The organism is Acinetobacter sp. neg1 (assembly GCF_000788125.1).
In the GTDB taxonomy this organism is placed as follows: Bacteria; Pseudomonadota; Gammaproteobacteria; order Pseudomonadales; family Moraxellaceae; genus Acinetobacter; species Acinetobacter vivianii.
The window spans coordinates 1,003,196-1,029,960 of the sequence record NZ_JSZD01000006.1; the positions used below are offsets into that span (position 1 = coordinate 1,003,196).

At 41.3% G+C, this 26,765-nt stretch carries 22 protein-coding genes and 1 pseudogene; 10 read left to right on the forward strand and 13 right to left on the reverse strand.

Annotated elements, in window-relative coordinates; translation table 11 throughout:
- Window positions 1-2 precede the first annotated feature (2 nt).
- The 6 genes and pseudogenes from PJ15_RS05780 to PJ15_RS05805 all read right to left on the reverse strand — a co-directional run bounded on the left by PJ15_RS05780 (window position 3) and on the right by PJ15_RS05805 (window position 6,467).
- Complete coding sequence (locus PJ15_RS05780; protein WP_155757749.1) at window positions 3-818, reverse strand: putative hydro-lyase; 816 nt, start codon at window positions 816-818, stop codon at window positions 3-5.
- Between the two features lie 2 nt (window positions 819-820).
- Window positions 821-1,585, reverse strand: a complete 765-nt coding sequence (locus PJ15_RS05785; RefSeq protein ID WP_004770563.1) for a LamB/YcsF family protein — start codon at window positions 1,583-1,585, stop codon at window positions 821-823.
- 34 nt (window positions 1,586-1,619) lie between these two features.
- Window positions 1,620-2,874, reverse strand: a pseudogene (locus PJ15_RS05790) (NRAMP family divalent metal transporter).
- A gap of 338 nt (window positions 2,875-3,212) precedes the next feature.
- Window positions 3,213-4,124 (reverse strand): LysR family transcriptional regulator MumR, encoded by a 912-nt coding sequence (mumR, locus tag PJ15_RS05795; protein ID WP_004770567.1) that lies wholly within the window; start codon window positions 4,122-4,124, stop codon window positions 3,213-3,215.
- A 109-nt stretch (window positions 4,125-4,233) separates the two neighbouring features.
- Complete coding sequence (locus PJ15_RS05800) at window positions 4,234-5,178, reverse strand: DUF4424 family protein (RefSeq protein ID WP_047428856.1); 945 nt, start codon at window positions 5,176-5,178, stop codon at window positions 4,234-4,236.
- A 272-nt stretch (window positions 5,179-5,450) separates the two neighbouring features.
- The gene (locus PJ15_RS05805; protein WP_155766449.1) at window positions 5,451-6,467 is read right to left on the reverse strand and encodes a fatty acid desaturase; all 1,017 of its coding nucleotides are present in this window, start codon (window positions 6,465-6,467) and stop codon (window positions 5,451-5,453) included.
- A gap of 214 nt (window positions 6,468-6,681) precedes the next feature.
- On the opposite strand from PJ15_RS05805, the gene PJ15_RS05810 reads away from it, so the two are divergent.
- Window positions 6,682-7,686 carry an AraC family transcriptional regulator gene (locus PJ15_RS05810; RefSeq protein ID WP_047428860.1) on the forward strand — a complete coding sequence of 335 codons (1,005 nt, stop codon included), beginning with the start codon at window positions 6,682-6,684 and terminating at the stop codon, window positions 7,684-7,686.
- 59 nt (window positions 7,687-7,745) lie between these two features.
- On the opposite strand, the gene PJ15_RS05815 is transcribed toward PJ15_RS05810, so the two are convergent.
- From PJ15_RS05815 to PJ15_RS05830, 4 genes are all read right to left on the reverse strand, one after another.
- A complete protein-coding gene (locus tag PJ15_RS05815) occupies window positions 7,746-9,113 on the reverse strand; it encodes an amidohydrolase (RefSeq protein WP_047428862.1) in 1,368 nt (455 codons plus the stop codon).
- A 38-nt stretch (window positions 9,114-9,151) separates the two neighbouring features.
- Window positions 9,152-10,525: an outer membrane protein transport protein gene (locus PJ15_RS05820; protein WP_047428864.1), complete on the reverse strand. Its 1,374-nt coding sequence runs from the start codon at window positions 10,523-10,525 to the stop codon at window positions 9,152-9,154.
- Window positions 10,526-10,789: 264 nt separating this feature from the next.
- A complete protein-coding gene (locus PJ15_RS05825; RefSeq protein WP_047428866.1) occupies window positions 10,790-12,070 on the reverse strand; it encodes an OprD family outer membrane porin in 1,281 nt (426 codons plus the stop codon).
- A 32-nt stretch (window positions 12,071-12,102) separates the two neighbouring features.
- On the reverse strand, window positions 12,103-13,449 hold the full coding sequence (locus PJ15_RS05830) for an MFS transporter (protein ID WP_047428867.1): 1,347 nt from the start codon (window positions 13,447-13,449) through the stop codon (window positions 12,103-12,105).
- Window positions 13,450-13,966: 517 nt separating this feature from the next.
- Between PJ15_RS05830 and PJ15_RS05835 the strand changes: the two genes are divergently transcribed.
- Together PJ15_RS05835 and PJ15_RS05840 are read left to right on the forward strand one after the other, a co-directional pair.
- On the forward strand, window positions 13,967-15,043 hold the full coding sequence (locus tag PJ15_RS05835) for an aromatic ring-hydroxylating oxygenase subunit alpha (RefSeq protein WP_047428869.1): 1,077 nt from the start codon (window positions 13,967-13,969) through the stop codon (window positions 15,041-15,043).
- 12 nt (window positions 15,044-15,055) lie between these two features.
- Window positions 15,056-16,000: a PDR/VanB family oxidoreductase gene (locus PJ15_RS05840; protein ID WP_047428871.1), complete on the forward strand. Its 945-nt coding sequence runs from the start codon at window positions 15,056-15,058 to the stop codon at window positions 15,998-16,000.
- 41 nt (window positions 16,001-16,041) lie between these two features.
- Here the strand turns inward: PJ15_RS05840 and PJ15_RS05845 are convergent, their stop codons facing one another.
- From PJ15_RS05845 to mhpT, 3 genes are all read right to left on the reverse strand, one after another.
- A complete protein-coding gene (locus PJ15_RS05845; protein ID WP_077162611.1) occupies window positions 16,042-16,734 on the reverse strand; it encodes a GntR family transcriptional regulator in 693 nt (230 codons plus the stop codon).
- Window positions 16,735-16,857: 123 nt separating this feature from the next.
- Window positions 16,858-17,313, reverse strand: a complete 456-nt coding sequence (locus PJ15_RS05850; protein WP_005070428.1) for a MarR family winged helix-turn-helix transcriptional regulator — start codon at window positions 17,311-17,313, stop codon at window positions 16,858-16,860.
- Between the two features lie 70 nt (window positions 17,314-17,383).
- On the reverse strand, window positions 17,384-18,616 hold the full coding sequence (gene mhpT, locus PJ15_RS05855) for a 3-(3-hydroxy-phenyl)propionate transporter MhpT (protein ID WP_013198528.1): 1,233 nt from the start codon (window positions 18,614-18,616) through the stop codon (window positions 17,384-17,386).
- 248 nt (window positions 18,617-18,864) lie between these two features.
- Between mhpT and PJ15_RS05860 the strand changes: the two genes are divergently transcribed.
- The 7 genes from PJ15_RS05860 to PJ15_RS05890 all read left to right on the forward strand — a co-directional run bounded on the left by PJ15_RS05860 (window position 18,865) and on the right by PJ15_RS05890 (window position 26,734).
- Window positions 18,865-19,704: a p-hydroxycinnamoyl CoA hydratase/lyase gene (locus PJ15_RS05860; RefSeq protein WP_171067703.1), complete on the forward strand. Its 840-nt coding sequence runs from the start codon at window positions 18,865-18,867 to the stop codon at window positions 19,702-19,704.
- Between the two features lie 37 nt (window positions 19,705-19,741).
- Window positions 19,742-21,193, forward strand: coding sequence for an aldehyde dehydrogenase (locus PJ15_RS05865; protein WP_047428892.1), 1,452 nt, complete (start codon window positions 19,742-19,744; stop codon window positions 21,191-21,193).
- Window positions 21,194-21,276: 83 nt separating this feature from the next.
- A complete protein-coding gene (locus PJ15_RS05870) occupies window positions 21,277-23,163 on the forward strand; it encodes a feruloyl-CoA synthase (protein WP_171248562.1) in 1,887 nt (628 codons plus the stop codon).
- 74 nt (window positions 23,164-23,237) lie between these two features.
- A complete protein-coding gene (locus PJ15_RS05875) occupies window positions 23,238-24,377 on the forward strand; it encodes an acyl-CoA dehydrogenase family protein (RefSeq protein ID WP_047428896.1) in 1,140 nt (379 codons plus the stop codon).
- Window positions 24,378-24,459: 82 nt separating this feature from the next.
- Complete coding sequence (locus PJ15_RS05880; RefSeq protein WP_047428898.1) at window positions 24,460-25,710, forward strand: OprD family porin; 1,251 nt, start codon at window positions 24,460-24,462, stop codon at window positions 25,708-25,710.
- A gap of 57 nt (window positions 25,711-25,767) precedes the next feature.
- Window positions 25,768-26,304 carry a DUF3237 domain-containing protein gene (locus tag PJ15_RS05885; protein ID WP_047428900.1) on the forward strand — a complete coding sequence of 179 codons (537 nt, stop codon included), beginning with the start codon at window positions 25,768-25,770 and terminating at the stop codon, window positions 26,302-26,304.
- 40 nt (window positions 26,305-26,344) lie between these two features.
- Window positions 26,345-26,734 carry a PaaI family thioesterase gene (locus PJ15_RS05890; protein ID WP_047428902.1) on the forward strand — a complete coding sequence of 130 codons (390 nt, stop codon included), beginning with the start codon at window positions 26,345-26,347 and terminating at the stop codon, window positions 26,732-26,734.
- Window positions 26,735-26,765 lie beyond the last annotated feature (31 nt).

Consider the following 26,765-nt stretch of genomic DNA (forward strand, 5'->3'; position numbering starts at 1 on the left):
AATTAGCCAATCCAAGCACGGTCAGGAATGTCGGTAATAAACATATGACCCGGTGCATGACTAATGGCAAAAGGAATTTTCGAGTTCATCACCGCAGCTTGCGGTGTTACGCCACATGCCCAAAACACAGGAATTTCGCCTGCTTCAATACGGGAAGCATCGCCAAAATCAGGCTTGTTTATATCCTTAATGCCTAAGCTTTCAGGGTGCCCGATATGTACAGGTGCGCCATGCACGCTTGGCATACGTGATGTAATTTTTACCGCTTCGCTAATTTGATAAGATGGAATTGGTCGCATGGAAACCACCATATTTCCTGAGATTCGCCCTGCTGGTTCACACAGTATGTTGCTTAAATACATCGGTACATTGGTGTCGTCATGAATATGGCGAACTTCAATACCCGCTTCTTGCAAAGCCGTTTCAAAAGAAAAACTACAACCAATTAAGAAAGTCACCAAATCAGGGTGAGCGTTATAAATCTCGCTTGCATCGGTCACTTCATCGACCATTTCCCCATCTTTCCAAATACGATAGCGCGGGAAATCAGTTCGAATGTCTGAGTCTGCCGCAAGTTTAGTTGCATAAATACCTTCTTCGAGCACATCAAGCACTGGGCAGCTTTGTGGGTTACGGTGTGCATAGAGTAAAAAGTCATATGCCCACTCTTTTGGCACCGAAATCATGTTGACCTGCGTCATGCCCGCAGCCATGCCTGCTGTCGGTTTATCAAAACCTGCACGGATTTTTAAACGCGCATTTAAAGCGGCTTCAAGTTGAGCTGGGTCGACTTTAATATCCTTATACATGGTGCTCATCCTTATGCTTTGTTTACAAATGGGCGAATTTCAATATTGTTTTTTACAAGCTCGGCTTTAATAGCTGCTGACATCTCTAGCGCACCGTCGGTGTCGCCATGTAAGCAAATGGTGTCGGCTTGAATTGGGGTAAATACACCGTCAATTGACTCAACCCCACCATTTTTAAGCATTGAAACCACACGGCTCGCAACAAATGCCGAGTCGTGTAAAACCGCACCTTCGAGACGACGAGATACCAGTGAACCATCGCTGTTATAAGCGCGGTCTGCAAATGCTTCAGATACCACTTTTAAGCCAGCCGCACGTGCCTGCTCGACTAAGTTCGATCCCGCCAAAGCCACTAAAACCAGTTCAGGGTTATACATTTTAATCGCATCAATCACTGCGGCTGCCTGAGCTTGGTCATGTGCAATGGTGTTGTAGAGTGCGCCGTGTGGTTTAACGTACTGCACTTTTGAACCTGCTACTTTAGCCAAGCCATCGAGTGCAGAAATTTGGTAAAGCACATCGGCAATCAGTTCATCACGCGACACATCCATATTACGGCGGCCAAAACCAACAAGGTCTGGATAAGACACATGAGCACCAATGGTCACACCAAGCTCTACTGCTTTACGAACTGTTTTTAAAATGCCGAGCGGGTCGCCAGCATGGAAGCCACACGCAATATTGGCACTGGTCACGACAGGTAAAATCTGATCATCATTACCCATTTTCCATGAGCCAAAACTTTCACCCAAATCACTATTTAAATCTACAAACATGGCATTATTCCTTTATTACTTCACGCAGTCTGGCTTAAAGCTTAGTCAAATAGTTAAACACTGTCGTAAACGACATATAGCCCATCCACCACGTCAACAAACATGTTAACCCACCCAAAATAAGTAACCATTTTGGATAGTTATAATTACCCATTAAATCTTTACGGCACGCTGCTACATACACAAAAATTGTAAGGCCAATTGGCAACACCAAACCGTTAAAACCACCTACAAAAATGAGTAGACCTGCTGGAGTCGCACCCAATAACACATAGAGCAATAAAGCCAATGCGATAAAGGTAATGGTCGTATAGTTGGTTTGCTTTGGGGTTAAATTCTTTTTAAATGCGGTAAAGAATGAAACCGACGTATATGCTGCACCAATCGTGCTACTAATACCTGCTGCCCAGAAAATTAAACCAAATAATTTAAAACCAAATGTACCCGCTGCATATTGGAATGCTTGCGCTGCCGGATTGGCGTCATGGCTGGCTAAATCAATCGTTGCACCGCTCACCACCACACCTAAAAATGCTAAAAACAACACGTAGCGCATGATACCAACCACGACAATGCCCTTGGTCGCAGCTTTCGCAACTTCATCAATATTTTCAGGGCCAACCGCGCCTTTATCGAGTAAACGGTGTGCACCCGCATAGCAGATATAACCACCCACCGTACCACCGACAATGGTGGTAATAATGGCAAAGTCGATCTGATCTGGCGCAAAGGTTTGCTGTACCGCTTGACCAACAGGAGGCATTACAATGACGGCAACAATAATAATCAGGAGGATTTTAAGTAATCCCAACACGATCATGCTTTTATCCATGGCAAGCGTGGCTTTTCTTGATGCAAAAATCAAAATGGCTAACGCACCACTTAAAATACCGCCCCACTTTGTGTCTAGACCAAAAAGTGCATTTAAACCTAAAGCTGCACCTGCAATATTACCGACACTAAAGAAAAAACCGCCCAAAATCACCAGAAAAGCCAGTACATAACCACTACCTGGTAATGCTTTATTGGCAATATCTGATGCACGCATTTGCGTCAGTGTGACTACACGCCAAATATTTTGTTGAACTACATAATCAATCAGAATAGAAACTAAAATGGCGAAGCCGAATGCTGCGCCTAACTTGACTGTAAATACAGCGGTCTGGGTTAAAAATCCTGGCCCCATTGCTGAGGTTGCCATCATAAAGATCGAGGCGACAATGGCCCATTGGCGATCTGATAAAAAAGAAGATTTCAGTAAAGACATATTGAATGCGTTCCTCATCCATTTGAGCTTCATAACGCTATTTTTAATTTGATTCAGAAGTATCATTTTTGACCAATGATCTTCTTCAATCCTTTTCAATAACCAAGATTCTCTGTTCCTGAATGACCACATGAGTTCATCAAATCTTGTATTTAAGATAAAAACACAGCACAGCCAGCTGAACAATACGACTTTTTACATTAACTTTTAAATTCAAGATACTGAATTTTAAGTATTTTTATTTTCAATATTTTTGATGATAAATTTTACTTATCACGTTCTATAAGCTGTGTTTATCACTTGGCAAATAAGCAATGCTTATAAGAATGACAAAAAGAACTGGAAAATGCCGCCGATTATTTAGGTATTAATCTGCGCATTCAGCCTTTTCATGGCACTATCCGACACCATCACCGCAACGTCAGTTAATTTTTCTTTCAAGGCCACATCATTGCCATGAATATACACCGAGGTAAAGTGGAAGGTCTTTAGGCGAATCGGCGTATTTAAGATTTCCAGCCGACCGTCAGTGATCTCCTTCAAGGCGGTTAAGGTCGGCACAACGGCGATGCCCAAACCTTGCTCAGCAAGACGTAGCAGTGTTGCTAATGAATAACTGGTAATTGAAAGTGGTTCATCAATCCCTTGTTCTTTCATTTTTGCTTTAAGTTCTTTATAAGGATAGGTAATTTTTGGATAGGTCAGAATGGTATGAGACATTAATGTCTTAAATGACATTTGCCCAATTCCACCTTTAAACGAAGGTGAAGCCAAAAAACTTAGTTCGAAATTACACAGTGCCTGTTCGATACATTCAAAGGCTAAGGTTGGCCCAAGCAAAAAAGCCATATCCAGATCACCTGTTCGTACACCTTCCTGTAAGTTAGGCGTCAGATCGACCACAATTTCAACTGAAACTTTAGGGAATTCTTGCTGAACCTTTTCGATATATTCAACTAGCCATGTATAAACAATAGTTTCCGATACACCCAAGCGAATTGTGCCAGTCAAATGCTGGTTTTCAGTCAGCTCAGCCACCAGATCCGTCTCTAGGCGCATAAACTTTTCAGCATACTTAAATAAAGTCATGCCCTTATGCGTTGGTTTAAACTGCCGAAAACTACGATCTAGAATTTTAAAACCAAGATCGTTTTCAAGTGCTGTGATTTTTTGAGATACCGCAGGCTGGGTGGTTTGTAATTTAGTCGCAGCTTTATTGAAGCTATTTAAAGTCACCACCCAATAAAATGCTTCCAGATTCTTTAAATTCACGCTTAATCCTGTGTCGTCTCTCCCTAACTCACTTGATAGTATGAGAGTTACACCCCTGATGATGCTAGGGATTTATTGACTTTTTATGAGGATGACCTTGAGTGAGTGCTTATTTCACAGTCACAAAGATAATATCCAGATCATTTTTGGGAATGAAATTGTGCCTGATCATCTGGAAGCGGGTTGGGCTAATTTTTTCGACGCTTCCCTTCCAGCAAAAAGACACCAGCTCGTTTTTATCACGCTCAATCGTCAAATTAAACTTTTCAATCGGCTTGGCCCAGTTTGCTCCTGTGGTCAGTATATAGCTCAAGGCACTAAACGGCGAATGTTCTGCACTGGCTTTTTTTAGTCCCTGTTTAAATTGGGCGTCCATACAAAATTTCTGATTATATTCATCTGGATATAACGCAACAGAACCACCGACCAATGGTTCATATGCATGTTGAATCTTGGTCAATGCATTGGCTTTAAAGGTCTGTTTCCAACTATAAATCACTTGAGATGACCATGGGATCACATCATCTTTTTGGAAATTGGCCAGAATTTTTTGTATTTGTGGCTGCTTACATTGTCTCAATTTATCTTGATAATATTCATAATCATCGTTATTTCTCGCCCAAGGATTGAGCATATCAGTCTGACTAAAGCCACATTGTTTAAATGTATCTGTCGTATCAATGAGCGGCGACTTTTCATCCTTTTGAATAAATGTCCGCACATGCATTTCAGGTTTTATATTTTTTCCATCGACAATAATCTTAAAACTTTTTAGAAGCTGCTCGGTATGCGCAAAATCCGCTTCAAAGAAATTATCGATACGTGGCAAGGGAAATAACACGGTTTCAGTAATATCTTTCTTACTTAAATTTTTATAAACATAATCGACCTTGATCAGCTTTTTGCTAATAAACAGGTCTTCACTTTGCATCGCAATCTGTGCATTTTTGAGATATTGAATGCCGCCTGTCCCAACATACCCCGTAGAATCATTGGCAAGACTAGATGTTGATAATGGAGCTAAACAAACCAAAGCTACTGCAATTTTTTTCATTTTTTAACTGCTCTAATGGAACTTGTTCTTATCAGATATTCATTAGAATCATAGCGTTTATAGAACAACAATGTGAAATTTTTATTATGATGGATGAGAGAACATCATTTCTATACAGTGAATGTGAATTTTCAATATTCAAGATATTTCATTGAATGCGATCAGTGCAACCTTCTGCATCCAAGAAGAGATTTTACAAGGATTCAATAAAACAATGTCCTGCCAGCGAGAGAAAGAGTATAACGTCCCGCGCTACACTCTTCCGGTTATGCTTAATCGACAATCTTATTCAGTTCCCAACGATTCGCACGCTTGAATGTGCCGAGGTCATTGAATCTAACCCCCATATCACGCATCACCTGATGAGCAACGGGTGCAGTCATCTGCCGAAGATAAAAAGGCTCTTTAATCACAAAATGATGGATTGCATGGGTTGAACCAAAATTACAGCAGAATAACTGGAACGGTAGCATCCACCACGGAGTCAACACCTGCGTCTGCTGAATCACATTGCCCAATTCAACATCACCATAATAATGCATATTACTGGTGACAAAGTGCAGGCAAAAAGTCCGTAAGACATTTGGGGCAACCCATACCACGGTCAAAATATTGATCACGTGCATGACTTGTAATGTCGTTGCTGACCATAAAATCGGTGCATCAACAATACTTGAAATCGCATTCAGGGCATGGAAACCTAGAAACACATACCAGATTGACCAGTGAATGATACCCAAAGGAAAATAGGCAGCTAAACTCCGCTTAATCACCATTTTTCGGAGGTGACTGTCTTTCAGCTTAAATACTCTAAATAAAACAGATAGCCCATTATCGCCCGTAGCAAAAAAGCGCAGTACACCCCATTGCTCACCGTTCCATAATGCTCTTTCCTCAACATCTTTTTCTGTACCTGAACATTTATGATGATTGAAATGCAGTTCTCGACGTAACCACGGATTAATAGTACTTGGTCGAGCCAGCCAAACCAGCCCCATCATTAAATGATGTGCCCACGGTTTTTTACGAAAATACATCCAGTGAATCAGGTCATGTTCTAATTCATGGGTGAAAGAAGCAAAAAATGCAATCAGCGGAATAGTCCACCATACGGATAGTTGTTGTGTGATGTAAAAATAGGCGGTAGCGCCCATTCCGAGTAAAGAAAATAATAGAATTAAAGCGCCAATGGTATTTTGATGATTCAAAACAGAATAATGTTTTCTCAATCTAATGCCTTCGTCCATAACGACACGTTTAATATGTTCTGTTTTTTCGGCATCAGTCATACCTGCCGGATCTTTGTATACGTAGCTCATCATCGTTCCTCGATGTTCTTATGACTCTACTTTATTTAGATCAGTGATTTGATGCTTAACCCGAAACGCCAATTTATTGGCTATAGATGCCAATTCATGATTGTCAGCAGAATTGAATAAAAAAATGATGAAAAAAACCTTATACTCAGTTCAAGAATGAGAATTAAACGTTATAGGACATGACATGCCACAGACGGCGACAGCATTGACAAGTTGGGTAAAAGCAATTCAAAAAGCCCTTGAAAAAGCAGGTTGTGATAGTAAAAGTTTAATTGAACAGGCTGGACTAGATATACAGGCGCTGAATGATCCGAATGCCCGCTACTCTTTGCAACAAACCGCACGTTTATGGCAACTGGCAACCGCGGCAACACAAGATTCATGTTTTGGGCTTAAAGTTGCCAATCAGGTCAATCAACATACCTTCCATGTTCTGGGACATTCTTTGGCGACCAGTACCACACTCAAAGAGATGTTTATCCGAATCATCAGATATTTTCGTTTGGTAACGGACATTCCGGAACTGGAGTTCTATGGCAAAGACCAGAATCATTACTTCATCATCCATGTGCCTGATGAAGTTCAGTACGAATCAATCGATGCTTTTATTTCCGTGTTTATCCGTTCATGCAGAGCGTTGCAAGGATCACTTTTTTCACCGTTACGGATCGAGTTAAGACGTTCTGAGCCCAGTGATCTCGAAACGTATCGCAGTATTATCAAAGCCCCTCTTATTTTCAATGCACCCCAAGATATGATTGTCTTTGATACGGCGACGATAGAACTTCCGCTGGAAGGTGCAAATCCGATCCTGTCACAGGAATATGATGAAATTATCATGCGCTATTTGGCACGTTTCGATAAGGAAAATATTCAGGCAAGGATCAAGGTAAAAATTATTGAAAATCTCGCGGCAGGAGAAATACAACAACAAGAGATTGCTAAAAGTCTCGGGCTGAGCACGCGTAGTCTGCAACGAAAACTGTCTTTAGAAAATACCTCATACAGTGAAATTTTGGATAAGACGCGGCAGGAACTGGCAAGCTCTTATATCAAAAATAATTCTTATAGTATTACAGAGATTGCCTATATTCTCGGCTTTACAGATGTCAGCAGTTTTACACGGGCATTTCGTCGCTGGACCGATTGCTCTCCACTGCACTATCGTGAAAATCTCTCCAAAAACTGATTTTTCCGTCTTAAAATAAAAAAAGATACATCGATTACGATGTATCTTTTTTCAAAACCTTACTTCTTATTCAATAGTTCCAGCATCGAAACAGTGGTGATTTTTACCCCCATTGGCAATGCCTTTAAATCGACAACATAATTCGGACTATGCGGGAGATAAGGTACAGCTTGTCCCTTTAATTTCGCCGCAGCAAAAGTAAGTGGATTGGCAACCCCGACAAACATAAAAGTAAATGGAACATCTTTCTGCTCATCGATTAAATGATGCACATCCTCTGATCCCATAAATGCAGGGAAATCATTCACCACCTTTTTATCACCCAATAATGCTTTTAAAGGCCCATTTAGGCGGTTGGAAAGATCTTTATCATTGATCACAGGTGTCACAGAACCTCTCATGGTCAGTTCGGGGAGTTGATCTTTTTCCATGCCTTGCATCTGGGCTGCGCCATCACTCATAAGTTTGATGCTATTGAGCATATTGTCACGGACTTTTGGATTAAACCAGCGGATATTCATTTTGACCAAAGCCGAAGACGGCACAGCGTTATTGGTCGCGCCGGCCTGAATTGAACCGACAGACAGTGCCGCTGGCTCTTGAGCACTGACCACATTACCCATAATCGTCTGATATTGGGTAATCGCATTAGCCGCCATATTAATCGGATTTTTAATTAAGTGAGGCACTGAGCTATGCCCAGCAACACCTTTAAATAAAACATCGAGCTGATCTGTTCCTGCCATACGTGGACCTGGTGCATTCAATACCATACCGACTGGAATAGGCGTGGTATGCACTGCAAAGAAATAATCAGGTTCGGGTAAATTATATTTTTTCCATAAACCATCAGCCAACATCGCTTTCGCACCTGTGACTGGTTCTTCAGCGGGCTGGGCAACAAGAATAATGGTACCACTCCATTCATTCTTCAAAGCCACCATGGTACGCGCCATTCCTAGCATCCATGTCACATGTGCATCATGACCACACATATGCGCAACTGGCGTTTCAGTACCATCAGCAAGTTTAGCGCGAACCTTACTGGCATAAGGCAAGCCGGTCGCCTCTTCTATGGCTAATGCATCCATATCGGCACGATACATCACCGTTGGGCCTTTGCCATTTTTTAAAACACCGACCACACCTGTTTTGGCAATACCTGTCGAAACCTCAAAACCTAAAGCTTTTAGTTCATTGGCGACAATTGCAGAGGTACGGGTTTCCATAAATCCCAATTCAGGATGTTCGTGAATATCCTTGTAAGTTTTGCTCAACCATTCTGTTTGACCATCAATAAAGTCTAATGCTTTTGCTGATACCGCAGGGAGACTTGCTTTTGCTTCATCGGCATGTACAGCGCCTGCATTGATGAGCAGAAATGCTGTTACTCCTATCCAACCCAATTGATTCACAACTTTTTTCATTGTCTAAATTCCTTTCTCAATGAACTTTTTTAATCTCATTAAAATTTATAGCCAATTTTCAGACCATAACTGATTGAATGGTTATCGCTGAAATCTGCGACGTAATAGTCACTGCCCGCCTGTGCTCCGAGCTGCCCTTTGGCATCGCCTAACCAGAAATATTTAATCCCACCAGAAATAAAATATTGAGCTGTTGGACTATATTGAGCACCTATACCTAAGTTGTAATATCCCTTAACAGGCCCACCTGTAGAGACTTTATCTCCTGCTCCCGAATCCCATCCGACCGATACACTCCCCAACCATTGAGGTGAAAATCTCTGCCCAACCCCTAAATTTGCAGACCATTGATCGTCATAGAAACGAACCAGACTAAAGCCATCTGGACGGCTTGGCGTAGAAAGGACACCTACTACTTTTGAGATTTCACCAAAGCGATAAGGTTGAAAATTCAACTCACTCCAGTTCACCCAACGGACATTACCAAACAGCAAAGTCCCTGGACGTAAACCGGTCTGAAACTCAAGATTGACTGAGTCTGGGGTTTTAAACTGGGTGGTTCCTGAATCTTGGGTATGTGCCAATCCTGCAACAATCTGATTCAATGCCGCCTTTTTCTGTAGTGACATTTGACCAATAGAAATCATGTAATCTAAATGCTGGTCAACCAAATCACGGCCTTGTTGAGTTTTTAACATATCGACCAAGGGTGCATTTTCAACTGCATTCACTTTATGCTGAATTTCAGAACGATAGGTTATAGAGGCTTTGATTGCTTTTTCAGGTATCTGATAAGCAAGTCCCGCCAGCCATCCCCAATCGCCAACACTTTTGCTATGCAGATCATAGCCATTGTAAACACTAAAGACATTGCCCCTGAGCTCAACTTCACTTTTAAACGTCTGATAAACAGGCCCTGCATAAAAGTTCCAGTTTTTATTGGGTTGATAGCCCAAAATGAGACTCAAATTCTGTATATCGAAACTTGATTTGGAATTTCCTGTAGGGAGATTGCCTTGGGTTGCATTTGCCAATCTGGAGGTTGTCAGTCCAGGCAACATCACCATATCTTTGCCTGTGGCAACAAAGCTATTATTTCCTGTGTATTCTGTATCTGAACCAAAAGGCTGGTCATATAGTAGGCCAAAAGAGAACTGTGGGGCTAGCTGTAACTTTAAAGCAGCTGTTGGGCGGTAATCTGTATGACCAATATCAGAAATCGCACTATTTCCTGAATTTGTACCTGCTTCCTGCCCCTTTAAAGACGTGTCCGTAACTCCAAGACTTGCTTCAAAATAATGATCAGGCTGCAAAAATGCCGCAACAGATTGTCCTGTTTTATCAAAGGCTGCCGCATTTAAAGAACCTGTCCAAATAGAGCTGATTGCTATAACTAAGATTTTCTTTTGCATCGTAAATTCCCAAATCCATCCTGGACTTTTTTTATTTTCTTGAATCAATATATGTAGATATGAAGGAATTTACTTAACCCTAAACGCCAAACACTTGGCTGTGCATGCCAATAGGCTGTGCTAAATGGCAAGAAGGTTTTAAGTGAGGGAATAGAGGTGTTTAGGTGTAATAAAAGGGATCAGAACGCCACAACCTCGCTCAAATATTGTGGAGATCCAATCCCAAGCTTCTTTTATGAAATTAAAGATGACTAGCGCAAGACATTAAAACTTAAAGCTATAGTCAATATTCAAGCGTGTTTCATTGGCGGAATGGAAAGTCATATTAGTGGGCATATCATTGCGATAATGAGAAAAGCGAGCCCGCATTCCCAAACCTTTTAACTTGCCTTCTGGAATTTTATAACCCAAATCAAATTCCATCGACTCCTCTTTAAAGCGCTGATCGCCGTATTGCAACAAATCAATGTCTTCGCCTTTGGCATAGCGGGTCATAAAACGTAGTCCATTTAACGAAACATCACCTACTCGCGCATTTTTAAAGTCATATTCATAACGAATCGAATAGACTTTTTCGTCTTTATTCGAATAGTCTGAACTCATAAAATCAAGCACGACGGGACTTTCGGTTCCCGACAAAAACGGCAAACCAGTCGAGCCAAATGACTGCATGTAACCCAAAGAAACTGTATGATCTTGATAGTTCAAACCAAATAAACCACTCATATGTCGGTTATCGACTTCTCCTATTTTTTTATTTCCAGCTTCTTCACTGTTAAAAAAACGTACATCACTTAAAAAGTTAAGCTGATCATTTAAAGGCTGTTTGCCGTTAAAACCCAAAAACTGTTGCTGGTAAATGTCTTTCAGCTCAGCATGATAAGCACGCAAACGGTAATCCTTTAACTGATAATTTCCACCTAATGTATAAAAAGAATCGGTAGTTGCCGCTTTGTCAAAACGATGGTTGATATTGTCTGTTCCGACATCGGTAAAACGGATTGAGTCACGTTGACGTACTTCATCAACATAAAAGCCTTCGAGTTGAAGATTTGGAATTTCATTTGAAACAAAGCGGACACCACGATAAGTCTGGGGAAATAAACGCGCTGGCGATGAGAATATAGTCGGCAATTGTGGAACCAGATCGCCCACAAAAAGCTCATTCTTTCTAAATTTCGCTTTCCCTGTAATGCCGATTTTCCCATAATAATCATCACGCGAGTTATCGGTATTTACTTGGAGTAAGCCGCTACGCGCATAGTCATCCGCCCGATTTCCCATCAGGTTAAACCCAGCCATTGCCAGCACATCAACACCGAAGCCAACTGTCCCTTCGCTATAACCAGACTGTCCTTTAAAAATTAGACCCTGCGCCCAGTCTCTAGCCGCTGTATACGGATATGGGTCTTTCTTATAATCTCGGTCAAAGTAAAAATTACGTAGTGTCAACTCAGCTTTACTGTCTGCAATAAACTCGGCATGCGCAATTTGACTCAATAATGGGCACAAGCATACCCCCACCCACAATGGTGTCTTTTTCATTTTTTATCTCAACTATTTAATTTTTTAATGGTTTAAGGCGCTGTTTTAAGTGCGTAATCTGGCTCTTTCTTATTTCGGTAAAAAGCATTACTCAAACTTAAAATCAGGAAAATGGCTAAAATAAAGACCACACCGTAATAAGCATAAAGCGTTGCGGGTGCTATACCTTTATCTAAGAAAATACCTGCAACCGTTGGCGATAAAATTGCCCCGATTCGTCCAAAACCAATTGCATAGCCCACGCCACGACTACGGATTTCAGCATCATAAATTGTTGGAGAAATCGAATATAAACCTGCTACACAGCCATTAATCAGTGTACCGAGTAATAAGCCAACTATGAGAGCAATACTCACTTGAGCCGAGACTGCGACAAATAGGAAAACACATGCAGACGTTAGCCCTAAAAATAGACTTAAGGCATAGAAAATTTTCATGCGTGATGCCAATAAACCAATAATAGCCGCCCCGAAAATACCGCCAATACTAATTAAAATACCGGTACTTACGCCTTGGTGTGGCGACATCCCCATTGAAATAAGAATTTTTGGTGTCCAGCTCATGACAAAGTAAAAGCCAAACATCACTAAAAAGAAGGCGAACCAAAGACAAAGTGTTTGAAATCCAAGTTGTCCTGTAAATAATTTGCTGAGTTCACTGCCATTTTGCGTACTGATTTTTTCATAACGTGGCATAACGGGTAGTTGGTTAAGGCCCATACGATTTACCGTTGCATTAACTCTTTCTAGAGCCTGTTTTGGTCGCTTTGCCAGTAAATAATCTAAAGATTCAGGTAATAACCATATGCTGATCAATAACATTGCAATGGTGGTAATGCCGCCGGCCAAGAAGATTGACCGCCAACCTAAATGCTCAATCAATGCCAGTGATAGTACTCCGCCAAGTGTCGCACCAATTCCATAGCCTGTAGACATTAAACTCACTGCGAGACTGCGCCAGCGCGCATTGGCATATTCACTTGCCAGTACATTACTACTTGCAAGGATGCCACCCACTCCAATGCCGGTAATAAATCGAAGTGCTGCCAACATGCCGTGACTTTGTACAAAAGCACAGCCCAGCATGCTAAGACCTGCAATCACAAGACAAACTAAGATGAGTAAACGGCGACCAATTTTATCGGCTAATGGTGCGAGAAAAATAGAACCAGCAGCCATTCCAAAAAGACCTGAACTAAGCAATAAGCCAATTTGTGCGCCTGAAAGTGACCATTCTGCTGACACGGATGGCGCAGTAAATGCCATCACCATCACATCGAAGCCATCAATAATATTGAGACAAATACAGATCAAAATGACGAACCATTGATAACGGCTCATGTTGTTTTGATTGATCTCGCTTAGAACGTCTCTTTCCATTTGTGTATCTCCCAATGTGGATAAGAGATACATACGACATTGCTGATAAGAGCAATTGGGTGGTTATGCATATCCATATCCATAATGACCTAGAGGAATATTTGTTTTGGAGCATCCTGCTCTTTTTCTATACTGAATATTTGGATCCAAAAAATCAACAATATTTTTAAAATTTGATTAAATCAAAAATAAATAACTGAAAAACATAATTATAATTTATTTATAATAATAGAAAATAAGAATATGGATCCACAATACATTACTCATTTTACTTATCACAATTCCAAATATGAGATCCAATTCAGCTGTCAACCACACAAAACTGGATCCAAATAAAAACCAATAAAATTTTCTCCCAAAACACAAAAGGAATACAAAAGTCTTTAATAGCAATTAAAAATCCACAAAACAACCAAATTTAAAGATCAATATTTTTCAAAAAAAAGACTGCCTATCAATTGACCATTATTTTTATTTATTATAAATTGGATCCAATAAGTGATAGGGAGTCGTCACAATGTTTATTAAAAATGCTTGGTATGTTGCCTGCCGTCCAGAAGAAATCCAAGACAAACCACTAGGTCGCACTATTTGTGGTGAAAAAATTGTTTTTTACCGTGGTAAAGAAAACCAAGTTGCAGCCGTTGAAGATTTTTGTCCCCATCGCGGCGCCCCACTTTCACTTGGCTATGTCGAAGATGGAAATCTTGTGTGTGGATATCATGGACTAGTGATGGGTTGTGACGGAAAAACAGTTTCAATGCCAGCCCAACGTGTCAATGGTTTCCCTTGCAATAAAGCATATGCGGTTATCGAAAAGTTCGGTTTTATTTGGATATGGCCGGGCGAGAAAGCTTTAGCAGATGAAGCAAAACTGCCAACTTTAGAATGGGCAGATCATCCTGAATGGAGCTATGGCGGAGGCCTGTTTCACATTCAGTGTGACTATCGCCTGATGGTCGATAACCTGATGGATTTAACCCACGAGACCTATGTTCACTCAAGCAGTATTGGGCAAAAAGAGATTGATGAATCATTGCCTGTGACTAAAGTTGACGGCGACCATGTCATTACCGAACGCTATATGGAAAATGTGATCGCGCCTCCATTTTGGCAAATGGCTCTTCGTGGTAACCACTTAGCAGATAATGTATCAGTTGACCGTTGGCAACGTTGCCACTTCTTTGCACCAAGTAATGTTCACATTGAAGTGGGTGTCGCGCATGCTGGACATGGTGGTTATCATGCCCCAAATGACAAAAAAGTTTCTTCAATCGTGGTCGATTTTATTACGCCGGAAACTGAAACCTCACATTGGTATTTCTGGGGAATGGCACGCAACTTCCAACCTGACAATGCTGAACTCACCGATCAAATTCGTGAAGGCCAAGGCAAAATCTTTACCGAAGATTTAGAAATGCTTGAGCAACAGCAACAAAATATTTTAAACAACCCACATCGCAAGTTACTGATGCTCAACATCGACGCAGGCGGTGTACAGTCTCGTAAAGTGATTGAGCGACTACTTGCCGAAGAAAATAAAATGCCTCCTGAAACATCCACACAGAAGTTTCCAAACATTCGGATTATTTAAAGGAGCATGAACATGGACGTTATTATTCAAAAAATTCACCAGCTCACCCCGACCATTCGTGCTTTTGAATTGGTTGCAGCAAATGGTACAGAGCTACCGAATTATGAGGCAGGTGCACATATTGATGTGCATCTAAAAAACGGTCTAATCCGTCAATATTCACTTTCAAACTGCTGCACTGAAAAGCATCGTTATGTCATTGGTGTTTTACATGATGCCAATTCACGCGGTGGCTCACGTTGCATCCACACTGAATATCGTGAAGGCGACCATTTAAAGATTGGTGAACCACGCAATTTATTTGAAATTCACCCTCAAACAGAGCAGGCGGTTTTATTTGCGGGTGGTATTGGTATTACTCCAATCTTATCGATGGCGTATCGGCTTAAGTCTGCCAATATACCTTTCGAATTGCACTACTTTGTTCGTAGTCATGAAATGATTGCCTTCTATGGCAACTTAACCGAGCACTTTGGTAACCAAGTCCATTTTCATATTCAAGATCAGCCAGATACCGAATGTAATATGGTAGAGGTTTTGGGCCAAGCTTCACCACATAGACACTTATATGTATGCGGTCCGACAGGATTTATGCAGTTTGTTATGAGCTCAGCCGAACAAGCTGGTTGGCACAATGAACAGTTACATCAAGAGCATTTTGTCGCGCAAAAAGCAGATACGTCCAACGATGAAGCTTTTACTATTGAAGTTAAAGGTACGGGCCGTCGAATTGAAGTACTACCAGAGCAAACTGCTACTGAAGCATTAATTGCAAATGGTTTTGATATTCCTGTTTCGTGTGAACAAGGCATTTGCGGGACCTGTATTACACGTGTTATAGAAGGCACACCAGAACATCGAGATATGTTTATGACCGATGAGGAACACGCATTGAATGACCAATTTACACCTTGCTGTTCTCGTGCAAAAACTAAAAATCTTGTGATTGAACTTTAATTATTGAGTTCCTTTATTCAGAAATAAAGGAACATTTCACCTTAAGCGCTGAGAACATTTCTGAGCGTTTCACCCAAAATCACCACACTACTGTGCTCACGCATTAAGGTTTCAGCACGCCCTGCCTGACGATGTACTAAGGCATCAAAAATCGAACAATGCTGCAAATGTGCGTAGTGCAAACGGCGATATTCTGACAAAGCTTGATTCTGGTCATAGGTAATGGCTTGAGCAGATGCCATTGGTAGCTGATTGTTTTTTGCTAAAGCTTGTATGAGTGCGACGTTTTGTGCGCCTTCAATAATGGTGTCATGAAAAATGACGTTAAAATGGTGATAACGTTCTAGTTCAGCATCGCCAAACTCGTCTTTATCATTAAATAGTTTTTCAGTTTCTTGAATGCAATGTTGCAGCGTCTTTTTCTGCTCTTCGCTTAAGCCTTGTTCTGCCAAAGTTTTCGCAGCCAACCCTTCGAGCACACCACGCACTTCAAGCGCATCATGAACAAGTTGTTCTGAAATTTCACGAACCGTGTAACCACGAGTTGGGTTTTTAATGAGGAGACCTTCTTGCTCGAGCAAGCGAAAGGCAATACGAACAGGCTGCCTTGAAACACCAAGTAACTCGGCAGTCGGAATTTCGGCAATTCTGGCACCGCCTTCAAGTTCCCCTGAAATAATCATTTTTCTTAGTTTAAGTAAAACTTGTTGTCCTGAAGACATTCGCTGCCACACATCACCAAAAACGTCACTTCGATGCTAGCAAGTTCATTTGTAAAATGAAATAAATTTTCTGTGTGAATCAGTGCTTAAGTATTTCTGTAGATTTTAAAAAATTAAATTGCAAACTACCTTTCATCAAAGGTTTTTAAGATTATTGACCATAATATCGAGGTTATTACGAATTAAATAAGCCAAATTAATATCAATGCCTTCAAGCATTTTTTCTTCAACTTTTAAAACCACTTCATTACATTTATTGAGCTTTTCGACACCGCTTTCAGTCAGGGTAATTAAAATACGGCGACCATGTGTTGGGTCTGGTTTTTTCTCAATCCAGCCATTCACCAGTAAATCTTGCAAAATTTTGTTGGCCGATTGCGGCTTAATAAAAGAGCGCTCAGCAAGTTTGGCATTGGATACATTACTTTTTGAAGCTAAAACAGAAAGCGCAGTAAATTGCGGCAAGGTAATCTCAAGCTCTTTTAAATGTTCTGTTAAATGTTTACTAATAATTCGGTCAACACGAGCAATCATGTAACTTAACTTAGGCTCATCTTCTACTTTTTTTTGAACTGAATTCGAACGTACCATAACCTTTCAATCATCATAAGAAAATCTGTAATGAAAGTATGAGGTTCTAACCCCATACTTTCGTTAAAACTTAGCGAGCACCTGAGCTTTGTACTAAATGTACAGGCTGTTTAGGTTTTTTGACAAGAAGTAATGCAGAGATCGCTGCAATTAAAATCACTGGAATGCTTGAACCAATCACGATGGTCGAGCTTTGTCCGAGCGAGAGTAAAAAACCTGCCATTAAAGGCCCTGCAAAAGAACCAATACGCCCGATTGCAACTGCTGAACCTACACCAGTTCCACGCATTTCGGTTGGATAATACATGGCAGCCAAACCGTATAATGCCGATTGTCCACCCACAATAAATAAACCACAACCCACTGCCGAAAGTGCCAGTAAAGCCACGGTCGGAGAAATTGCTAAACAGCACAGTGAAAATAAAATACCTAGATAAATGAGCTTAATCACAAAACTCATGCGTAATTTATCAAGCAATACACCCATGAGAATTGAACCTAAAATTCCACCCACGTTATAGCCCATCTGCACATAGTTTGCCTGAAGTTTCGATAAGCCTTGCGCGCCCATCAGTAAAGGCAACCAATTCAACAAGAAATACAGTACAACGAGCGTACAGAAAAAACTTACCCAAAGCTGAATCGTCGACATACGGCGTTCTTTTGCAAATAAAACTTCCAAAAATGGCGTGGTTTTTTGCGCTTGACCTTTACGTTGTAGATAATCATTTGACTCAGGTAAAAAGCGCATAATCAGCGGAATGAGTAAAATTGGCGCGATACCACCAATATAGAAAATATGACGCCACTCTGCATCACCTGCCAACGACATAGCAACGACAGAAGTAAGTAACCCACCAAAAGGAATACCGCTATACATAATACTCACCGCGGTACCTTTATATTTATCAGGTACAGCTTCAGATGCCAGTGTAATCATCATCGGAAGTGCCCCACCCATTCCTAAACCAGTACAAAAACGAATGAGTAACAGCAAACTAAAGTTAGCAGCATAAGCCGTTAGCAAAGACATAATTCCAAAAAGTAAAATACTAAAAATCAGAATTTTCTTACGCCCGACAATATCTGCAAATCTACCACCTAATATGGCACCTGGCAGTGTTCCTAAAATTGCAGCACTAAACGCCCACGCCATCTGGCCATTGTCCAACATAAACTCAGCCCGCATTCGTGGAGCGGCTACCCCCATTGACTGAAGATCAAAACCTTCAAAAATTGCTATTGCAAAGCATAATAGCAACGTGATTTTTGCCCTTGCGGACTGTCCTAATATCTTTTCCATTGTGTTATCCCTTATTGACTAGTCGTTCCATTTAGCCCTTTGTGTATTATTGTTTAAACACACCAAAAATATCAGTTAAACTTACTAAAAAATCAACATATTTTTATATAAAATCATCAATAAAATTAATTAATATTTAAAATACAATGGTTTATAAAATATTTATGAAATTTTACAAAAAAGACTTGAATGTAAGTTTAACTGATATTAAATTAAATCCCAGAACAGCTAAAAATCATTCAAGGAGTATGAAGATGAGTTATGAAAACCGCTGGGAAACAGTAGATGTTAAAGTTGAAGATGGAATTGCATGGGTAACACTAAACCGCCCAGAAAAGAAAAATGCCATGAGCCCAACACTCAATCGTGAAATGATTGATGTGCTTGAAGCGATAGAACTTGATCAAGATGCACGTGTGCTTGTGTTGACTGGTGCAGGTGATTCTTGGACAGCAGGCATGGACTTGAAAGAATATTTCCGTGAAGTCGATACTCAACCAGAAATTTATCAAGAACGTATTCGCCGCGACTCATGCCGTTGGCAGTGGCAACTTCTTCGCATGTATTCAAAACCAACGATTGCTATGGTCAACGGCTGGTGCTTTGGAGGCGGTTTCTCACCTTTAGTGGCTTGTGACCTCGCAATTGCAGCAGATGAAGCAACTTTCGGTTTATCTGAAATTAACTGGGGGATCCCACCGGGTAACCTTGTAAGCAAAGCAATGGCAGACACTGTTGGTCACCGTGCCTCTTTGTACTACATCATGACGGGTAAAACCTTTAGTGGTAAAGAAGCTGAAACTATGGGCCTTGTAAATAAAAGCGTCCCCCTTGAACAGCTAAAAGCTGAAGTGACTGAGCTTGCAAACTGTCTACTTGAGAAAAACCCTGTGGTTCTTCGTACCGCTAAAAATGGCTTTAAGCGTTGCCGTGAACTCACTTGGGATCAAAACGAAGACTACTTATATGCCAAACTTGATCAATGTATCCACCGCGATACAGAAAATGGTCGCCAAGAAGGTTTGAAACAATTTTTAGATGAAAAATCAATTAAACCGGGTTTACAGAGCTATAAACGTACTGGTTAACTTTTGATTCTCTAATGGCAATGTAAGGACACAACCCATGCAAAATGTACAGTTACTTATTCACGGTCAATCTGTTGATGCATCAAATCAGGCAACTTTTGAGCGTATTAGTCCTATTGATGGATCAGTAGCAACAAAAGCTGCTGCTGCAACATTGGAAGATGTTGACCGTGCAATAGACTCGGCACAACAAGCTTTCAAAGTATGGTCGAAACTCTCGCCTACTGAACGTCGCTTACGTTTGTTAAAAGCAGCCGATCTAATGGACCAAAAGACTGAGCAATTCATTGAAACTGGAATGCAAGAAACAGGTTCAACTGCAACATGGTATGGGTTTAATGTTCACCTTGCTGCCAACATGTTACGTGAAGCCGCAGCTATGACCACACAAATTGACGGAAGTCTGATTCCGTCAGATGTGCCGGGCAATCTTGCGATGGGTGTGCGAGTTCCTTGCGGTGTGATTGTAGGAATTGCACCTTGGAATGCCCCTGTCATTTTGGCAACACGTGCACTTGCTATGCCTTTGGCTTGTGGGAACACGGTAGTGTTAAAAGCCTCAGAAGCTTGCCCAGCAACACATCGTCTCATTGGTGAAGTGTTACATGAAGCAGGTCTTGGTGAAGGTGTGGTGAATGTGATTACGCATGCCGCCGAAGATGCACCACAAATCGTGGAGCGTTTAGTGTCTCACCCAGCCGTGAAACGCATTAATTTTACCGGTTCAACCAAAGTCGGAAAAATTATTGCCGAGACTGCAGCTAAATATTTAAAACCAGTTTTACTCGAACTCGGTGGGAAAGCCCCTGTCGTGGTTTTAAATGAAGCTGATATTCATGAAGCCGTAAATGCAGTCGCTTTTGGAGCATTCTTTAATCAGGGGCAAATTTGTATGTCGACCGAACGTGTTTTGGTTCAAGACAATATTGCCGACCAATTTATTGAAAAGCTGATTGAGAAAACGCGCTCTATTCAGGCGGGCAATCCAACTTCAAAAGACAATGTCCTCGGTGTTTTAGAAAGTCGACGTGCTGCAAACCGTATTCAGCATTTGCTGGAAGATGCTCAAAACAAAGGTGCTGACTTACCTTTAGGCATTCATATTGAAGACACCACCATGCAACCGACGCTGGTGCTCAATATTAAACCTGACATGCTGCTTTACCGCGAAGAATCATTTGGGCCTGTATGCACAGTTCAACGTTTTTCAAGCATTAAAGAAGGTGTAGCACTGGCAAATGACAGCGAGTTCGGCCTTTCTTCGGCAGTGTTTAGCCAGAATATTTCGCAAGCATTAGAAGTCGCTCAACAGATTGATTCGGGTATTTGTCACATTAACGGCGCAACCGTACATGACGAAGCTCAAATGCCATTTGGCGGAACAAAATCGAGTGGTTACGGACGTTTTGGTAGTAAAGTTTCTGTTGCCGAATTTACCGAACTACGCTGGATCACCATCCAAACCCAATCACGTCATTACCCGATTTAGTCAGGCTAATGCGAACACAGACATATTAAATAAAAATTGCATGATGCAAAAAAAATAAAGCGCAGTGATGCGCTTTCCATGGAGTGAAAGAAATGCAAATGAATGCCACTCAATCACAAGACCGCGAACGGTTCGTAAAATTAGGGCAACATGATATTCATTATCACCATAAAGATGACACGCTCTATATCAGCCCAAAAGAGCAATTAAAACCGTATCCACAAAAACTGACAGATCGGTTAATTCATTTTGCACAAACCAAACCTGACCATATTTTTGCAGCAAAACGCAATGCTCAAGGTGAATGGGTCAAACTGAGTTATGCAGAAGTTTTACAACGTGCATGGCACATTGCTCAGGCTTTACATGAACGTAAGTTAAGCCAAGAAAGACCACTTGTTATTTTAAGTGGTAATGATCTTGAACATTTAACACTGTCTATGGCTGCCATGCTGGCAGGTGTACCTTTCTCAGCTATTTCACCCGCCTACTCTCTGATTTCTCAAGACTTTGGCAAACTTAAACATGTGTTTGAAGTGCTTACACCTGGCATGGTCTATGCCAGCGATGGACAAGCCTTTGCCAAAGCCATTCAAGCCTGTATTACACCTGACATTGAAGTGGTAACCAATAAAGGGATTGTAGGCGATCAGATCTGCACATCTTTTCAGTCGCTATTAGATACGCCTGTTTCAAATGTTCAAGAGTTTTATCAAACCCTTGATGAGAACCAAATTGCCAAATTCTTATTTACGTCAGGTTCAACCAAACTTCCTAAAGCTGTGCCGACCACGCATTTAATGTTGTGTGTTAATCAGCAAATGCTATTACAGACTTTCCCTGAGTTTGAAGAAACGCCGCCTGTCCTACTCGACTGGCTATCTTGGCACCATACTTTTGGCGGCAGTCACAATGTCGGCATCGCGCTCTATAACGGCGGTACCATTTACATTGATGATGGCAAACCCGTTGCAGGAAAATTTGACGAAACCATTCGTAATCTCAAAGAAATTTCTCCAACCGTTTATTTAAATGTGCCAAAAGGTTGGGAAGAACTCACCGAAGCTTTAGAAAAAGATGAGGAATTAAGAGACCGCTTTTTTGCCAAAGTTAAAATTTTATTCTTTGCAGGTGCTGCACTTTCAGAAGCGGGCTGGAACAGACTCGATAAAATTGCTCAGCAACATTGCGGAGAAAAAATTCGCATCATGAGCGGATTGGGCATGACTGAAACCGCCCCGTCTTGCGCTTTTACCACGGGTCCACGCGTGATGGCAGGCTTTATTGGCTACCCTGCACCGGGCTGTGAAATTAAGTTAGTGCCATGTGGTGACAAACTAGAGTTTTGTGTGCGTGGCAAACATGTCATGAAAGGCTATTGGCGCTTAAAGGCAGACCAGCAAAGCACTGTTTTTGACGACGAAGGCTTTTTCCATACAGGCGATGCCGTTCGTTTGGTCAATATCAATGATCCAACTAAAGGTCTAATGTACGATGGACGAATTGCCGAAGACTTTAAACTCAATACAGGCACTTTTGTGAATGTAGGCACTCTACGCAACAAAGTACTCATTCAAGGTAACTTACTGGTTCAAGATGTTTGTATTACAGGTTCAAACCTAAATGCGGTTGGCTTTTTGATTTTTCCAAAACTAGATGCTTGTGCTCAACAAGCTGGTCTTAAGCTGGGCGAACATTCTCCAGCAGAGATACTACAGCATCCTAAAGTTCAGCAATGGTTCCGCCAATTTTTAACGACCTTTAATAAAGATGCGACTGGTAGCTCAAATACAGTCTCAATGCTTTATTTAATGACCGAGCCACCTCAACTCGATGCAGGCGAAGTGACAGATAAAGGCAACCTCAATCAAAGCAATATTACGAAACGTCGTGCCGCTTTAATTGATGAGCTTTATCAAAAGCAGAATGATAACCCGCTGATTATTCGGGTGCCCACCTTAAAGCAATAAGCAATTGAAATACAAAAAGAAGCTCAAACTTCGGTTTGGGCCTTAGCCTCACTTTTGCCTAAAAAAGGTTCAACATGCCACACGATACAGAATTTGAACTATTTCGGGACAGCTATCGCAGGTTCTTAAAAGAACAGGTTGCTCCGTATTATGAACAATGGGAACACAATGGCCTTATCCCACGTGATCTATGGCTTCGTCTTGGGGAAAATGGCTTTTTGTGCGTCGATGTGCCCGAGGAATATGGCGGTTACGGTGCTCCTGTGCACTATTCACTCATGCTGGTTAAAGAAACTGCTCAAGCTGGCTTTGCATCTTTGGCGGTTGCCATTGGTGGGCAAAATGAGTTGGTCTCACCTTATCTGCAAAATATTGGAACTGAAGAGCAAAAACGTTATTGGTTACCGAAAATGGTGACAGGTGAAGTCGTCACTGCAATTGCTATGACAGAGGCCAATGCTGGTTCAGACTTACAAGCCATACGCACTCAAGCCATTTTAGAAAATGGCCACTACCGTATTAATGGTTCAAAAACGTTTATTTCAAATGGATTGCATGCCGACCTGATTGTTCTGGTGGCGAAAACCGATCCGCAAGCCAAAGCAAAAGGCATTTCAATTTTCTTAGTCGATGCTGCTTTAGATGGCGTTAAAAAAGGCCGTTCATTACAAAAAATCGGGCTACATGCTCAAGATACAGCCGAACTGTTTTTTGATGATGTTTATGTGCCTGCAACTCAGCGTTTAGGTGAAGAAGGACAAGGCTTTGCTTATTTAATGCAAGAGTTACCTCGTGAACGTTTGAGCATTTCAATGATGGCGTTGGGGTCAATTTTAGGCGCCATTGAAATTACTAAAGACTATGTTTTGGAACGTAAAGCTTTCGGACAACCTTTAAGTCAAATGCAAAACACACGCTTTGTGCTCGCAAATGCGCAAATCAAAGCAAAAGCCGCACAAGCCTTTGTAGATCAATGTGCAGCGCTTTATCAACAACACCAGTTAAGCGTCACTCAAGTTGCCGCACTGAAGTGCTTTATTACCGATGTCCAATGTGAAGTGATTGATCAATTACTTCAGCTTTTTGGTGGCTACGGTTACATGCAGGAATATCCGATTTCACGCTTTTTTGTGGATGCACGGGTACAAAAAATTTATGGGGGAACCAATGAAATTATGAAAGAAATCGTGGCCCGAGAACTGCTCGGAAAATAATTCGATTTAAAAACCAAATCAGGCAGACACAACAATCATGCCTTATTGAAAACAAAAAAATGTTATTTCAGGAAGAAATGCGATGTCGAAATTATGGATGTACTCTACCCTTATGCTCTCAGGATCGGTCTGGGCGAGCAGTTTTATTGACAACAGCTCAGTAGAATTCACCACACGAAATTTCTATTTTGACCGTGACTACAAAGAGCAATCTGCTTATCCCGCTGCCAAGGACTGGACGCAAGGGTTTATTCTCAAAGCCAACTCAGGTTATACCGAAGGGAAAATCGGTTTTGGGTTGGATGTACTGGCAACTGCAGGTTTTAAACTCGATGCTGATGCCGAACATGCAGGTACTGGCAATTTACTCAGAAATGCGGTCACCAATGAACCCGCCGATTCTTATGGAGAAATTGGGGTCACCGCAAAAGCCAAAATGAGCCAGACCGAGCTACGGATCGGTACGCTTATGCCGATGAACCCTGTTTTAGTGGCTTCACCTGCTCGTTTGCTTCCTCAGACCTATCGAGGCATTTCACTGACCAGTAAAGATATTAAAGACTTCGACTTACAGGCAGCCTATCTCGATAAAGTGAATCATCGTGATTCGACCGACTACGAAAAAATTAAAATTTCAGGCGTGAATGGACGTTTCAAAGGTGCTGAAACCGATGGGCTCTATTATTTAGACGGGAACTATCAACTCAATCCCACATTTAAGCTCACCGCTTTTTATATGGATGTTGATGATCTATATAATCAAACTCTGGTCGGCGTATTACATCAACATAAAATTAATGACAGCACCAATCTGAGTTCGCAATTACGTTACTACCGCAGCCGAGATGACGGACAAGCAAAAGCAGGCTTAGTCAATAATGACCTGTATCATGCGCATTTCGAACTTAAACATCAAAACCATAAATTTATTTTTGGGACTTTCCAACATCACGGTGACACCGCCTTCCCATATTTGACTGGCGGTGAAACTGGGCTTCTCATCGACACATGGCCGGGTGAGTTTTTAAACCCAAAAGAGAAAGCCTATAGCTTCCGTTATGAATATGACTTTAAAGATTATGTACCGGGTTTACGCTTTATGACCCGTTACACCACAGGTCACAATATTTATGCACCCAACTTAGGTGGCACCAATCTAAAAGAGCGCGAAACAGACTTTGATTTAGGTTACACCGTTCAAAGTGGCTGGTTAAAAAATCTAGGGCTACGCGCGCGCTATGCCATTTATGACAACAACATGCTCTCTACAGCCAACATCAAACCTGTCAACGAAACCCGTATCAACATCGACTACACATGGAAATTTAAATAATCCAAAACCAGAGGTTCTGTCACAGATAGAACCTCTTTTTATTTCGGGAAATTCATCATGAAGAAAGTTGTAACACTACTCTGCGGAATGAGTCTAATTGCCCTGACGCACGCCGAAACGCAATATAGCCCACCACCTATTCAGCTTGAGCCTTTAGCAAAATTTAGTGTTGATCTGAATGCCCCTGTTTGGGAGTTAGGCAACACCAGTGATGCAGGTAAACGCCGAATTATTTCGATTACAGGTGGGACATTTGCAGGGAAATCACTTAAGGGCCACATTTTAAATAATGGCGCAGATTGGCAAATTGTCGACAGTAAAGGATTAGCCATTATTGATACACGATATTTGTTAGAAACCGATGATGGCGCACTTATTTACCTTCAAACCAAAGGTTACCGACATGGCTCAGCAGAAACGCTAAAACATCTTGCCCAAGGCAAAGATGTCGACCCGAAAAATTACTATTTCAAAATTACCATGCAGTTTGAAACCAGCTCACCTAAATACTCATGGCTGAACCAGACCATTGCGGTAGGTAGTGCTATGCGCTTGGGCAAAGCGGTTATTTATGATGCCTATACCCTGAAATAATAATTTTTATAACACTGATAAAAAGGATGGAGCCTTCATTATGGATCAAAAAACTTTAAAACACTTACCGCCCATCCATCACCATTTGGGTGGACATAATATTCATTGGAATGACAAAAATACTGAACTCACCATCCACTACACAGCGCTAGAAAACTTTACCAATCCACGCGGCACTGTTGAAGGTGGCATGATCTGCGCCATGCTTGACGATGTGATGGGGCTTTTTGCATATCTCGCCAATGACCATAAACCAGCCACCACCATCAACTTAACAATGGATTTTTTAAGGCCCTGTGCTGTAGGTGAAGTCATTACAAAATGCCGATTCATTAAACAAGGCAAAACTGTACTAAATCTCGAAAGTGAAGCTTGGCAAAACAACAAAATGATTGCACGAAGCACAGCTAATTTTTTGGTTTTAGATTAATTGCAAACATTCATTCAATAAGGATATGAAT

Excerpts from the sequence above, each read along its gene's own strand:
- PJ15_RS05780 (WP_155757749.1), bottom strand. The coding sequence starts at position 818 with ATGAGCACCATGTATAAGGATATTAAAGTCGACCCAGCTCAACTTGAA.
- PJ15_RS05785 (WP_004770563.1), bottom strand. The coding sequence starts at position 1,585 with ATGTTTGTAGATTTAAATAGTGATTTGGGTGAAAGTTTTGGCTCATGG.
- PJ15_RS05800 (WP_047428856.1), bottom strand. The coding sequence starts at position 5,178 with ATGAAAAAAATTGCAGTAGCTTTGGTTTGTTTAGCTCCATTATCAACA.
- PJ15_RS05805 (WP_155766449.1), bottom strand. The coding sequence starts at position 6,467 with ATGACTGATGCCGAAAAAACAGAACATATTAAACGTGTCGTTATGGAC.
- PJ15_RS05810 (WP_047428860.1), top strand. The coding sequence starts at position 6,682 with ATGCCACAGACGGCGACAGCATTGACAAGTTGGGTAAAAGCAATTCAA.
- PJ15_RS05815 (WP_047428862.1), bottom strand. The coding sequence starts at position 9,113 with ATGAAAAAAGTTGTGAATCAATTGGGTTGGATAGGAGTAACAGCATTT.
- PJ15_RS05820 (WP_047428864.1), bottom strand. The coding sequence starts at position 10,525 with ATGCAAAAGAAAATCTTAGTTATAGCAATCAGCTCTATTTGGACAGGT.
- PJ15_RS05825 (WP_047428866.1), bottom strand. The coding sequence starts at position 12,070 with ATGAAAAAGACACCATTGTGGGTGGGGGTATGCTTGTGCCCATTATTG.
- PJ15_RS05830 (WP_047428867.1), bottom strand. The coding sequence starts at position 13,449 with ATGGAAAGAGACGTTCTAAGCGAGATCAATCAAAACAACATGAGCCGT.
- PJ15_RS05835 (WP_047428869.1), top strand. The coding sequence starts at position 13,967 with ATGTTTATTAAAAATGCTTGGTATGTTGCCTGCCGTCCAGAAGAAATC.
- PJ15_RS05840 (WP_047428871.1), top strand. The coding sequence starts at position 15,056 with ATGGACGTTATTATTCAAAAAATTCACCAGCTCACCCCGACCATTCGT.
- PJ15_RS05850 (WP_005070428.1), bottom strand. The coding sequence starts at position 17,313 with ATGGTACGTTCGAATTCAGTTCAAAAAAAAGTAGAAGATGAGCCTAAG.
- mhpT (WP_013198528.1), bottom strand. The coding sequence starts at position 18,616 with ATGGAAAAGATATTAGGACAGTCCGCAAGGGCAAAAATCACGTTGCTA.
- PJ15_RS05860 (WP_171067703.1), top strand. The coding sequence starts at position 18,865 with ATGAAGATGAGTTATGAAAACCGCTGGGAAACAGTAGATGTTAAAGTT.
- PJ15_RS05865 (WP_047428892.1), top strand. The coding sequence starts at position 19,742 with ATGCAAAATGTACAGTTACTTATTCACGGTCAATCTGTTGATGCATCA.
- PJ15_RS05875 (WP_047428896.1), top strand. The coding sequence starts at position 23,238 with ATGCCACACGATACAGAATTTGAACTATTTCGGGACAGCTATCGCAGG.
- PJ15_RS05880 (WP_047428898.1), top strand. The coding sequence starts at position 24,460 with ATGTCGAAATTATGGATGTACTCTACCCTTATGCTCTCAGGATCGGTC.
- PJ15_RS05885 (WP_047428900.1), top strand. The coding sequence starts at position 25,768 with ATGAAGAAAGTTGTAACACTACTCTGCGGAATGAGTCTAATTGCCCTG.
- PJ15_RS05890 (WP_047428902.1), top strand. The coding sequence starts at position 26,345 with ATGGATCAAAAAACTTTAAAACACTTACCGCCCATCCATCACCATTTG.